13 protein-coding genes are annotated in these 15,379 nt (G+C 45.8%); 2 read left to right on the top strand and 11 right to left on the bottom strand.

All coding sequences use genetic code 11. From position 1 onward, the window contains the following. Positions 1-30 precede the first annotated feature (30 nt). Positions 31-1,668 carry an eicosapentaenoate synthase subunit PfaD gene (gene pfaD / locus AB6E30_RS05055; protein ID WP_372073013.1) on the top strand — a complete coding sequence of 546 codons (1,638 nt, stop codon included), beginning with the start codon at positions 31-33 and terminating at the stop codon, positions 1,666-1,668. A gap of 97 nt (positions 1,669-1,765) precedes the next feature. On the opposite strand, the gene hflX is transcribed toward pfaD, so the two are convergent. From hflX to prmB, 10 genes are all read right to left on the bottom strand, one after another. Further along, entirely contained in the window at positions 1,766-3,133 is a 1,368-nt protein-coding gene (gene hflX, locus AB6E30_RS05050; protein WP_372102813.1) for a GTPase HflX, read from the bottom strand. A gap of 269 nt (positions 3,134-3,402) precedes the next feature. After that, positions 3,403-4,515 (bottom strand): ABC transporter ATP-binding protein, encoded by a 1,113-nt coding sequence (locus AB6E30_RS05045; protein ID WP_102393532.1) that lies wholly within the window; start codon positions 4,513-4,515, stop codon positions 3,403-3,405. Positions 4,516-4,521: 6 nt separating this feature from the next. Beyond that, positions 4,522-5,379 (bottom strand): carbohydrate ABC transporter permease, encoded by an 858-nt coding sequence (locus tag AB6E30_RS05040; RefSeq protein ID WP_048661487.1) that lies wholly within the window; start codon positions 5,377-5,379, stop codon positions 4,522-4,524. Then, on the bottom strand, positions 5,376-6,314 hold the full coding sequence (locus tag AB6E30_RS05035) for a carbohydrate ABC transporter permease (RefSeq protein ID WP_017060634.1): 939 nt from the start codon (positions 6,312-6,314) through the stop codon (positions 5,376-5,378). Before AB6E30_RS05035 ends, AB6E30_RS05040 begins: the two co-directional genes overlap by 4 nt. A 144-nt stretch (positions 6,315-6,458) precedes the next feature. Next, entirely contained in the window at positions 6,459-7,706 is a 1,248-nt protein-coding gene (locus tag AB6E30_RS05030; protein WP_372102811.1) for an ABC transporter substrate-binding protein, read from the bottom strand. 111 nt (positions 7,707-7,817) lie between these two features. Then, on the bottom strand, positions 7,818-9,263 hold the full coding sequence (locus AB6E30_RS05025) for an ATP-binding protein (protein ID WP_372102809.1): 1,446 nt from the start codon (positions 9,261-9,263) through the stop codon (positions 7,818-7,820). Between the two features lie 73 nt (positions 9,264-9,336). Next, entirely contained in the window at positions 9,337-10,065 is a 729-nt protein-coding gene (locus tag AB6E30_RS05020; protein ID WP_017060637.1) for a response regulator, read from the bottom strand. Positions 10,066-10,224: 159 nt separating this feature from the next. Beyond that, the gene (locus AB6E30_RS05015) at positions 10,225-11,682 is read right to left on the bottom strand and encodes a protein adenylyltransferase SelO (protein ID WP_065583674.1); all 1,458 of its coding nucleotides are present in this window, start codon (positions 11,680-11,682) and stop codon (positions 10,225-10,227) included. A gap of 569 nt (positions 11,683-12,251) precedes the next feature. Continuing rightward, a complete protein-coding gene (locus AB6E30_RS05010) occupies positions 12,252-12,893 on the bottom strand; it encodes a LysE family translocator (RefSeq protein WP_017060639.1) in 642 nt (213 codons plus the stop codon). A gap of 253 nt (positions 12,894-13,146) precedes the next feature. Beyond that, positions 13,147-14,079, bottom strand: coding sequence for a 50S ribosomal protein L3 N(5)-glutamine methyltransferase (prmB, locus tag AB6E30_RS05005; RefSeq protein WP_017060640.1), 933 nt, complete (start codon positions 14,077-14,079; stop codon positions 13,147-13,149). A gap of 62 nt (positions 14,080-14,141) precedes the next feature. On the opposite strand from prmB, the gene smrB reads away from it, so the two are divergent. Continuing rightward, positions 14,142-14,672, top strand: coding sequence for an endonuclease SmrB (smrB, locus tag AB6E30_RS05000; RefSeq protein WP_017064096.1), 531 nt, complete (start codon positions 14,142-14,144; stop codon positions 14,670-14,672). Between the two features lie 111 nt (positions 14,673-14,783). On the opposite strand, the gene sixA is transcribed toward smrB, so the two are convergent. Then, complete coding sequence (gene sixA / locus AB6E30_RS04995) at positions 14,784-15,248, bottom strand: phosphohistidine phosphatase SixA (protein ID WP_017064097.1); 465 nt, start codon at positions 15,246-15,248, stop codon at positions 14,784-14,786. Between the last annotated feature and the right edge of the window lie 131 nt (positions 15,249-15,379).

The following is a 15,379-nucleotide window of genomic DNA, read 5'->3' as shown; positions in this document are numbered from 1 at the left end:
TAGAGACAGAGAATTAGGAAAGAATTTAGTATGACAACTCAAACTACAATCAATAACGAAAAGCTATCTCCGTGGCCTTGGCAGATCGAAGAGAACACAACGCGTTTCGATAACGCAGCAATGTCGACAATCTTGAAAGATTTAAGCCTTGCTTGTTACGTGGTGAACCACCCAGAAAAAGGCTTAGGCGTAAGCCAACAAGCTGAGATTGCATCAAGCGATTCAGCAAGCTCTTCGAACAGCCAACCTGTTAGCGCCTTTGCTCCCGCTCTTGGTACACAAAGCCTAGGCGACGAAGATTTTCGTCGCTGCCACGGCGTGAAATACGCTTACTACGCGGGCGCAATGGCTAACGGCATTTCATCTGAAGAGTTGGTGATTGCGCTTGGCCAGGCAGGCATTCTTTGTTCATTTGGCGCGGCGGGCTTAATCCCGTCTCGCGTTGAGCAAGCTATCAACCGCATTCAAGCTGCACTGCCAAACGGTCCTTACGCGTTTAACTTGATTCACAGCCCAAGTGAACCCGCGCTAGAGCGCGGTAGTGTTGAGCTGTTTTTGAAGCACAAAGTGAAAACGGTTGAGGCTTCAGCATTCTTAGGTTTAACACCGCAAATCGTTCACTACCGTGCCGCTGGCCTTAGCCGCGATGCACAAGGTGAGATTCAGATTGGCAACAAGGTTATTGCTAAGGTAAGCCGTACTGAAGTCGCTAGTAAGTTCATGCAGCCTGCTCCTGTGAAAATGCTGCAAGCTTTGGTTGATGAAGGCCGAATCACAGCAGAACAGATGGAGCTAGCACAGCTGGTTCCTATGGCGGATGACATTACTGCAGAAGCCGATTCTGGTGGTCACACCGATAATCGTCCGCTAGTAACTCTACTACCAACGATTCTTGCCCTGAAAGAGCAAATCCAAGCTCAGTACCAATTCAAAACACCGCTACGTGTCGGTTGTGGTGGTGGCGTAGGTACGCCTGACGCTGCTCTAGCAACGTTTAACATGGGTGCGGCATACATTGTTACCGGTTCTATCAACCAAGCGTGTGTTGAGGCTGGCGCGAGCGAGCACACACGTAAGCTACTTTCGACAACCGAAATGGCTGACGTGACTATGGCTCCGGCAGCAGACATGTTCGAAATGGGCGTGAAGCTGCAAGTGGTTAAACGTGGCACCTTGTTCCCAATGCGTGCAAACAAGCTGTACGAGATCTACACACGTTACGACTCGATTGAAGCGATTCCAGTTGAAGAGCGTCAAAAGCTAGAGAAGCAGGTATTCCGTTCAACTCTGGATGATATTTGGGCTGGTACTGTGGCGCACTTTAACGAGCGCGACCCTAAACAGATCGAACGTGCTGAAGGCAATCCAAAACGCAAAATGGCGTTGATCTTCCGTTGGTACTTGGGGCTTTCGAGCCGTTGGTCAAACACGGGCGAACAAGGTCGTGAGATGGATTACCAAGTATGGGCAGGCCCGGCACTTGGCGCATTCAACGCATGGGCGAAAGACAGCTACCTAGACGATTACCAACAGCGTAATGCGGTCGACCTTGCTAAGCATTTGATGCACGGTGCGGCGTACTTGGCTCGTGTTAACTTGTTGACTTCACAAGGTATCAAACTTGATCCAGAGCTAGCACGTTGGAAGCCAACGCAAAGAATGGCATAGGCATTTCAATGTAGCGTTAATTAAGCTCAACGAATAAAAAAAGCGACCACTAAGGTCGCTTTTTCTTTAGGCGTTCTTATCTAAACTAGATAGACGATCAAGATTTCTGCATACGCTTTTTCAGTCGAGCTAAGTCAATTTCACTAGAGCGAACGGTCAACTTAATACACTCGTAGTCGTACTCTTCTTTTACCACACTCATGTTTGAGCGAATCTCACCAATGATGCCTTGGCCAGAATAAGGAATCGTGATCTCTTCTTCGATCATGCCTTCTTCAGCAACACCAACGATGTACTTGTGCAGTTTGGTGATATCCAGAGGATCACGAGTTGACGTTAGCATCGCATCTGGGAATTCTTCGATCAGCTCTAATTGCTGCTCTTCAGTCAATCTATCGCACTTATTCAGCACTAATAGTTTTTCGCTGCCTTCAACGCCCACTTGAGCTAATACGTCGTGCACTACATCAAGTTGTGCGCGGAATGAAACGTCAGAAGCATCAACCACATAAAGCAGTAATGAAGCATCATGCGCTTCTGCTAGTGTTGAGTGGAATGAAGCAACCAGATCATGTGGCAGCTTCTTGATAAAACCAACCGTATCTGACACTAAGATACGCGGCTGAGTGATCGGCTGAAGTGCACGAACCGTGGTATCTAGGGTTGCGAACAGCTTGTCTTCACCACTCACTTCGGTTGCGGTCATTGCACGCATCATCGAAGATTTACCCGCGTTGGTGTAACCAACCAGAGCAACAGTGAAAAGTTCCGAACGCTGTGTGCGTCGGTTCTTCATTTCATCTTGTACGCTAACCAGCTCACGCTTAAGCGCAGCAATTTGGTCACGTACTTTACGACGGTCAAGCTCTAGTGAGGTTTCACCAGCACCCTGACCCATTTGACGCTCTTTATCACCGTCGGCCGTCTCACGCAGTCGAGGCACTAGGTAGTTTAGTCGAGCGATTTCAACTTGCAGACGTGCGGTACGAGTACGAGCATGACGGCTGAAGATCTCAATGATGATACCAGTACGGTCAAACACCTCTACACCCAAGTGAGCTTCTACATTACGCAGTTGAGATGGGCTCAAATCACAGTCGAATACCACTACGTCAGCAGTACCAAACTCCACGTCTTCAGATGGAAGATCATCAAAATCTAACTCATCGATACCAGCACGAAAATCAAAAGACTCATCGATAAAATCTTCATCTTCGGCTTCTTCAATCGAACCTTGGTAACCGGTTAAGTGTGCAATTTCTGCAAGCTTACCTGCGCCCAACACGTTTTGTCGTTGTGTTGAACTGTGGTGCTGTGATTGTGTACCGACCACTTTAAACCCTAGGGTTGTTACTAAGCGAGCAAGTTCGGCAAGAGACTCTTTTGCTTCGTCACCTTTGAAGTCCGGTGTCGTAATAGAAATAAGTAAAGCGTTACTAGCTGAGGGTTTTGCTGTTAGTTTCATGTATTCTTCTGTTTATGCACTAATGTGCAACCTAGTATTTGGTCTAAAGTAGCGCGATCCTACGCTGTTCTCGGTCAGCTTTATAGAGCTAACGGAGGCTAATTAACGATATTATTGCAGTTAATCCATTTATCTCGTTTATCCCTCTGTTTTCGTGAGGAAATAAAACAGGCTAAAACACAAAAAAGACAGCATCACGTTACTTATTATAAGTTAGTGATACTGCCTTTGTTTAAGCTTAGACTCTCATTGAGCTACTGTCTCAAAAACTAAAAATCAATTCTCGCTTCAGTCTGAGCATCAAAGAATACCGCCTTTGATAAGTCAAAATGCAGCGGCGCCATTTGCCCAACTGACACTTCAAATTCTGGCGACAAGCGACACGCTACTTCTTGGTTGTTCACTTTCACCATCGCAATCGTATCTGGCCCTGTAGGTTCCAAGACTTCCAGCTGTAAATCTAGCTTGGTCGTTGCCGACACATCTTCACTTTCCTGCTCAGTGATGTGTTCAGGGCGCAGGCCAATCACCACTTCTTTGCCATCTTGTTCACGCATGCTTTGTGGTAATCGAATGTGGTGCTCTTGCTCAGCCGTACCCGTTACTTTGATGATCGGATTCTGTTCCTCATCCAAATCCACCATGGTCTTAATGAAGTTCATGGATGGTGACCCCATAAAGCCCGCCACGAACATATTGTTTGGTTTGGTGTAGATCTCTTGCGGCGTACCGAGTTGCTGCAATTCACCATCTTTCATCACCGCAATACGGTCAGCCAATGTCATTGCCTCGATCTGATCATGAGTCACGTAGACAATGGTGGTGTTCAGCTTTTGGTGCAGACGTTTAATCTGATGACGCATTTCCACACGCAGCTTGGCATCCAAGTTAGAAAGCGGCTCATCGAATAGGTACAGCTTAGGACGACGCGCCAAAGCACGCCCCATAGCGACACGTTGACGCTGGCCACCAGAAAGTTGTGACGGTTTACGATCCAGCAACTGTTCGATTTGCAGCATTTCAGCGACTCGATTCACTTCTGCATCGATTTCCTCTTGTGGCATCTTACGAATCTTCAAACCGAAGGCGATATTGCCGCGTACCGTCATATTTGGGTATAGCGCATATGATTGGAATACCATCGCGATGTCGCGATCTTTGGGTTCAACCTGAGCCACGTCAACACCATCAATCACGATTTCACCCGAGCTAATATTCTCTAGCCCAGCAATGGTGTTCATTAAGGTGGATTTTCCACACCCCGAAGGGCCGACAAGTATCAAAAATTCCCCCGAATCGATACTGATGTCGATGCCCTTTAACGTTTCGTTGTCCGCGTTGCGATAGGTTTTACGGATCTGTTTTAAATCTAATGTTGCCATGGGTAATTATCCTTTTACTGATCCTGCCGTTAGGCCACGAACAAAATATTTTCCTGCGAAGACATACACCAACAACGTTGGCAGTGCAGCGATGATCGCGGCAGCCATATCGACGTTGTATTCTTTAACGCCCGTGCTGGTGTTAACTAAGTTGTTTAATGCCACGGTGATTGGTTGAGTCTCTGAGCCTGAGTACACCACCCCGAACAAGAAATCGTTCCAGATTGCTGTGAACTGCCAGATCACCGTCACCATGATGATGGGTGTAGAGATCGGTAATAAGATCTTGAAGAAAATAGTAAAGAAGCCTGCACCATCCAGTTTTGCCGCTTTGATCAATTCATCCGGAATCGAGATATAGAAGTTACGGAAAAACAGAGTCGTAAACGCCATGCCGTAGATAACATGCACAATCACCAAACCAATGGTTGTGTTAGCCAAGCCCATCTTGCCAAGCATGGTCGCCATTGGCAGAAGTACGACTTGGAACGGAATAAAGCAGCCAAACAACAACAAACTAAAGAACAGGTTTGAGCCTCGGAACTGCCACTTAGTGACCACATAGCCGTTGAATGCTCCGAGCAATGTTGAGATCGCAACCGCAGGTATCACCATTTGGAATGAGTTCCAAAAGTAGCCTTTGATGCCTTCACATTTAACGCCAGTACACGCGGTGTCCCACGCTTTATACCAAGCATCAAACACCCACTCTTTCGGTAAGCTCATCAAGTTACCCGCCTTAATGTCTGGCAAAGTTTTGAATGAGGTCAGTACCATGACGAACAGTGGCATTAAATAAACTAAGCAGAAGAAAAGCAGTGCTGAATAGATAAACATTCGAGCAAAGTTGATGTTATTCATCATGACTTTTTCTCCCTAAGTTCAGAGTAAAGATAAGGCACGAGAATCGCTAAAATACCCGCAAGCATCATCATGGCACTGGCAGCACCAAGGCCGATTTGTCCACGTGTAAATGAATGTGCGTACATGAATAGCGCAGGAAGATCCGATGAATAACCTGGGCCGCCCGCTGTCATTGCCGTCACAAGGTCGAAACTCTTAATCGCAATGTGTGAGGTGATAATCACAGCGCTGAAAACCACAGGGCGCAAGCAAGGCAGAATGATTTTGAGATAAATCGTGGGTAAGCTTGCCCCATCAATTTGAGCGGCTTTGATGATTGAAGAATCAATACCACGAAGGCCGGCCAAGAACATTGCCATGACAAAGCCTGAAGACTGCCAAAGCGCTGCGATAACCAAGGTATATACCGACATTTCAGAGTCGACTAACCAATCGAATTTGAAGTCGGTGAAGCCCCAATCTTGCATCAGTTTTTCAATACCAAGACCCGGATTGAGGATCCACTTCCAAGCGGTACCCGTCACGATGAATGACAAGGCCATTGGGTATAAATAGATGGTACGAATCGCACCTTCTTGACGGATGTTCTGGTCAAGCAATACCGCCAAACCCACACCTAACAAGATAGCAATCGCCATGAATAGAAAACCAAACACACCGAGATTGGTGATTGAGGTTATCCAGCGATCGTTGTCCATCAGCTTTTCATATTGAGCTAAACCAACAAAGTTGAAGCTCGGTAAAAATCGAGAATTCGTAAACGACAGCGCCGCCGTCCAGAATATATAGCCGTAGATACACACCACGGTCACTAACGCGGTAGGCGCCAGTACAATCTTGGGTAACCAATGTTGCAACCTGTCAGCAAAGCTAGGCTTGGGCGCAGGCTGGCTCCTTGTGGGTTTTGGAGTCGACTCAGTCAAAACATGCTCCATAACTTATCCTTGTTGCACAATCGAGCCGATGGCTTACCTCTCGGCACCACATCAGCATCACGCATATTAGAATTGGGAATGAAGAGCAGATAGGCTCCCTACGAGCCTATCCACCCTGGGGGTTTGGTGTTAAACCAAGTGAGATTAGATAGCCGCTTTCACTGCTTTCGCTAACTTAGCTGCCGCTTCTTTTGGATCGGCATCTTTTTCGTTGAAGAAGTTGGTTACCACGTCGTAAATCGCGCCTTGAGCGTAGCTTGTGGTCGCTAGGCCGTGAGCCATACTCGGAACTAGATCGCCAGATTCCGCACTTGCTTTAAAGGTTGCCATTGAATCCAACGCACATTGGTCGAACTTAGACATGTCCATATCGAGACGTACTGGGATTGAGCCTTTGTTCAAGTTGAAGACTTCTTGGAAATCTTTGGTAAGAATGGTTTTCGCGAGATCTTGCTGCGCTTTTTGGTTCTCTTTGTCACTTAACTCAAAGAACGCAAAGCTATCGATGTTGAAAGTAAATTGGCCGTCAGTACCCGGAGCTGGTGCACAGATGTAGTCTTTACCCGGCACTTTGCCTGCTGCGGTAAACTCACCTTTCGCCCAGTCACCCATGATTTGCATTGCAGCTTCGCCATTGATAACCATTGAGGTTGCGACGTTCCAATCACGACCTGGCGAGTTGCTGTCGATGTAATCACGCATCTTTTTGAACTTGGTGAACACTTCCACCATTTTGTCGCCAGATAAAACGTCCATATCAAGATCAACGAACGCTTTGTTGTAGTCTGCACTGCCTAGTACATCAAGTGCTACCGCTTCGAAGACTGTCGCGTCTTGCCAAGGTTGACCACCGTGAGCCAGAGGAATGAAGCCAGCCGCTTTGATCTTGTCTGCCGCCACGAAGAATTCGTCTAATGTGGTTGGAACCGTCACACCTGATTTTTCTAATACAACAGGGTTAGCCCAAAGCCAGTTAACACGGTGAACGTTAACAGGAACCGCTACATATTCGCCGTCCCACTTCATCACATTAGTGACAACTTCTGGCAGTAGTTCATCCCACTGTTCTTGTTTCGCCGTTGCATCGAGAGACGTTAGAAAACCTAAACCACCCCACTCTTGAATATCATGACCTTTGATCTGCGCTGCAGACGGTGGGTTGCCTGACACTGCTCGCGTTTTCAAAACGGTCATCGCACTTTCACCGCCGCCACCAGCCACTGCAAAGTCTTTCCATGTATGGCCTTGTTCTTCAATCATCTCTTTCAGTACCGCGGCAGATTTTGCTTCGCCACCGGCAGTCCACCAGTGAAGCACTTCCACTTCACCAGCTTGAGAAAATGTTGAGGCAGCAAGAAGAGATAGAGTAAGTAGGGTTTTATTGATTTTCATTATTATCTTCCATGTTTTAGCGGACTCGACGTCCGGTTCAATAAAGAGTCTACTTATTCTGATTGATAAGATTGAAACAAAAGGTAAGCCCTATGTAACACAATTGTTACATTACACTTCTAAGCCTGTGGGGATATAGACTTTGGCTTCTAAGCCGCCTTGAGAGGAGTTGCGAATAATGAGATCTCCGCCGTGTCCGTGCAGGATATTTCGGCAGATCCCGAGGCCAAGTCCGTGTCCTTGGTCGTCCGTTGCTAACCTAAAGTAAGGTTCAAAAACTAACTCTAGCTTGTCTTCTGGAATACCGAGACCACGGTCTTGAATGGTCACGACCACCCAAAGATCATCACCGCTGATTTCAACAACTGCTGAGGAACCATACTTAACCGCGTTGTCGATTAAGTTGGTGAGTACACGCTTTATCGCCAGTGGTTTAGCGACCAATGGCTCAATGACGACCGGCTCGAACTCAACCTTTGTCTGATACTGGTTATGAGATTCAATCACTGCAAGTACCATTTCGTTGAGGTCAATAATGGCATTATTCTCGTGTAGATCGGTGTCTCTTACCGCTTGTAAAGCGCCCTTAACCATCATCTCAAGCTCATCCAAATCCTTATTGAACTTGTCTTTCTTTACTTCGCTTTCCAATAGCTCGGCTCGTAGTCTAAGCCGTGTTATTGGTGTCTTTAAATCATGTGAGATTGCAGAGAAAAGGTGCTCACGGTCGGCAACATAGCGACGAATCCGTTGCTGCATTCGATTAAACGCTCGGGTCGCCGTCACCAGCTCAGTAGCCCCCTCTTCGTTAAGTGGCGGCTGCTGAATATCCATACTCATCTCATTGGCCGCTCTTGCTAATTTTTTAAGAGGGCGTACTTGCCGACGAATCATCAAGTAAGTCAAAACCAAAAGAATGAGGGTCGAGGAAACTAAGAAGATCACCTGTTCTCTGCCGAGAATCGTATCGTCGAGTTTGACGTAAGGCGCAGGCAACAACGCGGCGATATACACCCATTCATGACTGGCTAATTCTATCTGAACAACCAGAATAGGAGGGTTAAGAGGTTCTAAGGTTAAAGTATGATGTGCCCACGATCGTGGGAGATCGCTCAAGTAGATGTCATTTTTAAGCAAACGAAGATGTTCAGGGCGAGAGAAATCAACCCGCACTGATTCGACTTTATTGAGCTTGCTACTCAAAACACTTTCTATCGCTTCAATCGAGGCGGTTTTTAAACGGGTATCAGGGATCGGTTCGACAATCAACGCCTCTTTATTGAAAGAAACGAAGAAGCGCGTACCGCCCATATTGCGGATTTGATCCAACACGATATGGCGATATTTAACGGGCAGAGACTGGAAGAAAGTCACCGTCGAGGCAAACATATTGGCCATGCTTGAAGAGGCAGAACGAATCCCCTCCAGTTCTTTGTGTTTGGATTCGCTATACCAAATAGACGTTGCGATACCTTGAGCTATCACCACAGCTAACAAGGTCAGCAACAATGTTCTTGCGACCAAGGAGTTTGGTTTTAATCTACTCAACCACTTCATGCGAGATACTTTATCCGGAATACTTCATTGGAAATGACTCTATTAGCATTAGTTCATTAACAGTAAGTCATGCTTAGTGTTCATACTGAACAGGCACAGCGAGGATATAGCCATTACCGCGCATGGTTTTGATGTAGTGAGGATACTTGCCACTGTCGCCCAATCGGCTTCTCAGACGACTAAGCTGCACATCAATGCCTCGCTCAAAAGGCAACGCTTCACGGCCTCTGGTCGCGAATGAGATAGTGTCACGGTCGAGAACTTCGTTAGGGCGAGTTAAGAACAACATCAACAGAGAAAAATCACTGCCCGACAAATCCATCTCTTCCGAGTTTTCATTGTGGGAAATTCGATGCGCTAACGTATCAAGCGTCCAATCACCAAAAACAATCTGTTTTGGCAATGCATCACTTGTCTTGTCATCCACCACTTGAACGCGGCGCAACAACGCTTTGATACGCGCCATTAACTGACGAGGGCTAAACGGCTTGGCAATGTAATCATCAGCACCAATTTCTAAGCCGATAATTTGGTCGGTTTCATCCGATACGGCAGTCAGCATGATGATAGGCACATTCGATTGCTTACGGACGCGTTGACACAAGGTAAAACCATCGTCACCGGGTAGCATCACATCAAGCAGAATCAGATCTGGATAACCTTGGTTTTGCAGATGAGCTTCTAGTTCAACACCATCTCCCACAGAAGAAACATCGAAACCAGATTTTGTGAGGTACTCTTCCAGCAGCTCGCGGATTTCTTGATCATCATCCACCACGAGAATTCGAGTATTTGTTGGCATCGCCCAAACCTATTAAATTTACAACTTATTCACATAGTGTATAGGCTGGCCGATTGTTTGATTATTGACATGTTTGTAAAGTTAGAAGAACAAACAGATAAAGATCACAACTTAGTGACCTCTATCTGAATCTTTAGGGCTTAATCCGCTATTGGTTGGTTATGAAGAGCAGCTGATCTCCATGGCTTTACCCCACTCAGGAGGTAGAGCCGCAAGGTATTCATAATCCGGGTGTTCCGCATAAGGGTCTGCCAGTACCACCATCAAAGCGTCAATATCGCTGCTATCACCGCGCTCTGCTTTGTCTATCGCTAGCTGAGCTAGGTAGTTTCTGAGGATGTATTTCGGGTTTACCTGTCTCATATTTTCGCAGCGCTCGACCACTGAGCTATCTTCCAATTCGCAGCGTTGTAAGTAGTTATCTACCCACAGTTTTGCTGCCTCTCGATCAATTATCAGATCAATCACTTCTTGTGGCGACAAGGTGTCTAGGTTCGATAGCGTTCTAAAGAACCTTGGGTAGTCGACTTTGTTTTGCGACATCAGCTCGAACATAGATTCAAACAAACGACTGTCGCCTTCTTGTTTCGAAAGTAGCCCCAACTTACGACGCATCATCTGACTAAAGTAACCGTTCATTTGCGGTTCGTACTGCTCTAAAGCCGCCTCTAAGTCGGCCTTATCCACCAGCGGAGAAAGTGAGTGAGCCAGTGCCGACAGGTTCCAAAGCCCTATTCTTGGCTGCTGGTTAAAAGCATAACGACCTTGGTAATCCGAGTGATTACAGATCAATCTTGGGTCATATTCATCAAGAAACGCGAACGGACCATAATCGAAAGTTTGCCCGATGATCGACATGTTATCGGTGTTCATCACGCCATGAGCAAAACCATTCGCTTGCCACAACGCAATCATCTCCGCGGTACGGTCAACAATCTGATTAAACATAGCAGCGTAGGGTTTCTCTTCATCGAGACACTCAGGGAAGTGCCATTCAATGACTTTATCGGCCAGCAACTTATGCTCAGCCAACTGATTGGTATAAAACAGATGTTCAAAGTGACCGAAACGGATGTGTGATTCGGCAGCACGCACCAACAATGCGCCCCACTCTTGCTTCTCTCGATATACCGGTGTGTCGCTGGTCATCATAGCCAACGCGCGAGTGGTTGGGATATTGAGCCCTGCCATCGCTTCGCTACATAAGTACTCACGAACGGTTGATCGAATAACAGCGCGTCCATCGCCCATACGTGAATAGGGCGTTTTACCGGCACCTTTAAGGTGTAAATCGAACGTTTCGCCACTTTTCGCGACAATTTGAGCTAATAACAGCCCTCTTCCATCACCTAAATCCGGGTTATAAGAACCAAACTGGTGGCCTGCGTATTTCATTGCTACAGGCGAAAACTGCTCAGGTTCAACATTGCCAGATAACGTTTCAAGCAATTCCTCGGAAGCATCATCAAATGACAAAAAACCGAGTTCATCCGCAAGCTTATGATTCCATGCGAGCCATTGGACATTGCTGAGCGGTGTAGGTTGAATTGGGGTATAGAACAGTCGAGGTAATGCAGTAAATCGATTGTTAAATGAAATAGAATCCCAGACAGACATGAGAGATACACTGTAGATAAAAGATAACTTAAGATTATCACAGTTTCGTAACAACTTCAGAAGTGCGATGACGCTTGTTTATAGAGATAAGGTGACAAATCAGTCCACTGAAAGAAGGTGGTGACTTAAGGCAAGGAGTGACAACGAGAAAGTGGCAACTAGGAGTAAATGACTAGGGGATGCTTGCTAGAAGAAGATGACTAAGAAAAAGTTAAGTGGCTAGCCTGATGAGAAAAGCCACATTTATAAGAGAAAGAGTTCTGACTTTGAAGACTTTTTAACAAGTGATTTCATAATAAAAACTAAAACTATAGAGCCATGAAGCTGACTACATTAGAGCAAGAATACCCACTAGAGAAAGGGTAGAGAAAATCCAAGTACGACTGATTACGCCAAAGTTACTGTGTTGAATCATTTCTTGATGCTGCATATGTCTCTCCTTGAGAACGTGATGGTGTAACTACAATATATCGGCTTTTCGCCAAAAGCAGCAAGCACATTAATATTAACCTTTTATGACAGCATCAAGAATATTCTGTAACCATTCACCTCTCTGATAAAACAGAAAGTTATGCTCGACTGGTCGTCGAAAGCAGTGCGCCAGCCCCAATAAAGACACCTCCAGTGACACGATTAAAGACCTTGGCTCGACCTTTCGCAAACAACCAATTTGACGACTTCGCCCCCAAGTAGGCATACACCAATAACCAAGACAATTCCATCACTGCGAAGGTAAAAGCAAACACGGTAAACTGTGGTAATAGCGCAATTGAGGGATCAATAAACTGTGGGAAAAGTGCAGTAAAAAACAAGATAGCTTTGGGGTTACTCGCGCCAACAATAAAGCCACTTAAGTAATGCTGCGCAGCGCTTTCTTTGACAGATTGAGCACCGCCTTGTTGATCCGATAACTTGTCATAATCTTGTTGGCTAGAGCGCAGAGACTTCCAACCGAGGAAGATCAGATAAGCTGCACCAGTCCATTTTATGACATTAAATACCACTTCAGACGAAGCAATAATTACCCCTAGCCCGGTAAACGATAAAGTTAAAATACCAGTAATCGCAGTTAAGCTCCCCAAGGCAGTAAATATCGATAATTTAAAGCCAGATTGCACACCTTTGGTCATGCACAATAAAGAACTTGGGCCTGGTGATGCCGTTAAAATTAGCACCGCTAATAAATAATAAATCCATGTATCAAAGCTCATCGTGAATCCTCCTTAACTCACTAAAACGACTAAATATTAAACACCAATATGTAATAAGCCCTCATATTAATCAACTAAATATTGCGCTTAACGTCTTCGATATAAATGCAAACATCTTTAATCTAGGCAATAAAAAACGCCATGCATTGCTGCATGGCGTTTAAATAAAAACGTTTCAAATCGAACGTCTTACTAGATGTCAGGTTCTAAGCTTACAGCCCTAAGATAGGGGCACTAACCTAATAATTGAAACCTAGTCTTTGTAGATAGAGAACTCATCAGCGCAAGCAACAAGCTGCTCACGAGTGATCATGAATACGCCATGACCACCGTTAGAGAATTCAATCCAAGTGAATGGAATCTCTGGGTACTGATCCATCATATGAACCATTGAGTTACCAACTTCACAGATAAGAATACCGTCGTCAGTTAGGTAGTCTGGTGCATTAGCTAAGATGCGACGAACCAATTTCAGACCGTCTGTACCCGCTGCTAGGCCAAGTTCTGGCTCGTGAGTAAACTCATCTGGCAGGCTGTTCATATCTTCTTCGTCCACGTAAGGTGGGTTAGATACGATCAGGTTGTATTTCTCTTTTGGCAAATCACGGAAAAGATCTGAACGGATTGGGAACACTTGCTGCTCCATGCCGTGATCTTGAACGTTCTGCTCTGCAACTTGCAATGCGTCAGTAGAGATATCAATCGCATCTACTTCAGCGTCTGGGAATGCGTGAGCACAAGCAATAGCGATACAACCACTACCCGTACACATATCCATGATGCGAGTTGGCTCTTCAGTTAACCAAGGTTGGAATTGAGCTTCGATCAGCTCACCAATTGGAGAACGAGGCACAAGAACGCGCTCATCAACGAAGAACTCAAGACCACAGAACCAAGCTTTGTTGGTTAGGTAAGCCGTTGGTGTACGATCATTAATACGCTTGATTACGCGCTCAACAATACGTAGACGTTCGCTGCTCGTTAGACGAGAGTTCATCACATGCGAAGGAACATCAATCGGCAGATAAAGAGTAGGTAAGATAAGTTGTACTGCCTCATCCCACGCGTTATCAGTGCCGTGACCATAAAATAGGCCCGCTGCGTTAAAGCGGCTAACAGTCCAACGAATCACATCTTGAAGCGTGTGTAGTTCTGATACCGCTTCTTCTACAAAAATCTTATCCAAAATTGTCTCCGAAAAGCGCTACAATACTGCTAATTACGTTTCTAATTAGAATTCATAACCTGATGAGCAAAAAAGACACCGACTTCGATGACGATTTCGCCCTGTTCAACGATGCAGTAAAGGGCGTTAAAAAGTTGCAACAGGATACCATAGTCCAGCAGCCAAAAAGAAATGCCAAGCAAAAAGAAATTACTCGAACGGCAAGACAAGCCAGTGATAGCGAGTTTTATTTCTCGGATGAGTTCATTCCGCATCTTAGCGAAGACGGTCCGACGCGTTATGCGCGTGATGATGTCTCTAAATATGAGGTCAAGCGCCTCCGTCGTGGTGTCTACGTGCCTGACGTGTATCTCGATATGCATGGTATGACTCAACAAGAAGCCAAACGTGAGCTTGGCGCGATGATTGCGCACTGCGTGAAAGAGAGCGTGGCGTGTGCCTGTGTTCAACACGGTATCGGTAAACACATCCTTAAACAGAAGGTGCCTTTGTGGTTAGCACAGCACCCAGACGTGATGGCTTTCCACCAAGCACCGTTAGAGTTTGGCGGCAATGGCGCGCTGTTAGTCTTGCTTTCGGTTCCTGAGAAGTAATTCTGGTTAACAAACTCTCTCTCACCAAAAAACAACAAAGGGCATCCCAATCATATTGAGATGCCCTTTCTAATTGTCTGCAACTTTGTCATCAAACAGAGCTCAACGAGCTTATGGATTGATGTTCCAAAGCAACTCACCTTTTTGTGTCTCAAGGTTGAAGTCGATACACGCTAGGCCCGAAGTGGGAAACATAGGCGGCGCCATGCCTGTTGCAAACTCTGCAGTTAGGTAGCCAACTAGAGGTAAATGAGAAACAAATAAAATGGTCTCTAGTTTTTCTACTTCAGCCATTGCTAAGGTCAAATCAAACACATCGTCGGACATTCCATAAGGCGTAATATCATCACAGGTTTCTACTTTCTTTCCAGAAAACGCCTGAGAGATCTCTAACCACGTTTCTTGTGCCCTTAAATATGGGCTCACCAGCACTTTATCGAATTGACTAATCCCCTGCTCATTTGCAGCTTGTGCCACGGCAAGAGAAGCCATTTTCCCGCGCTTGGTCAACGCTCTTTCTGCATCCGAGTTGGCAAAATGTTCTGCTTCACCGTGGCGCATAATGAATATTTTCATGTTCAATCCTGTCTTCGTAACATGTCGAAAGTCGATATATCCCATATATCAGCGAAACGCTACTTAGGTTTGGCTCTCAATCCAGAGAAACCGCAGTCAATATAAATAATTATATCAAGTCACTTGCCAAA

The sequence above is a fragment of the Vibrio sp. 10N.247.311.12 genome (assembly GCF_041467515.1).
Classification (GTDB): domain Bacteria; phylum Pseudomonadota; class Gammaproteobacteria; order Enterobacterales; family Vibrionaceae; genus Vibrio; species Vibrio crassostreae_C.
This window is presented reverse-complemented; position numbering and strand designations above follow the sequence as displayed.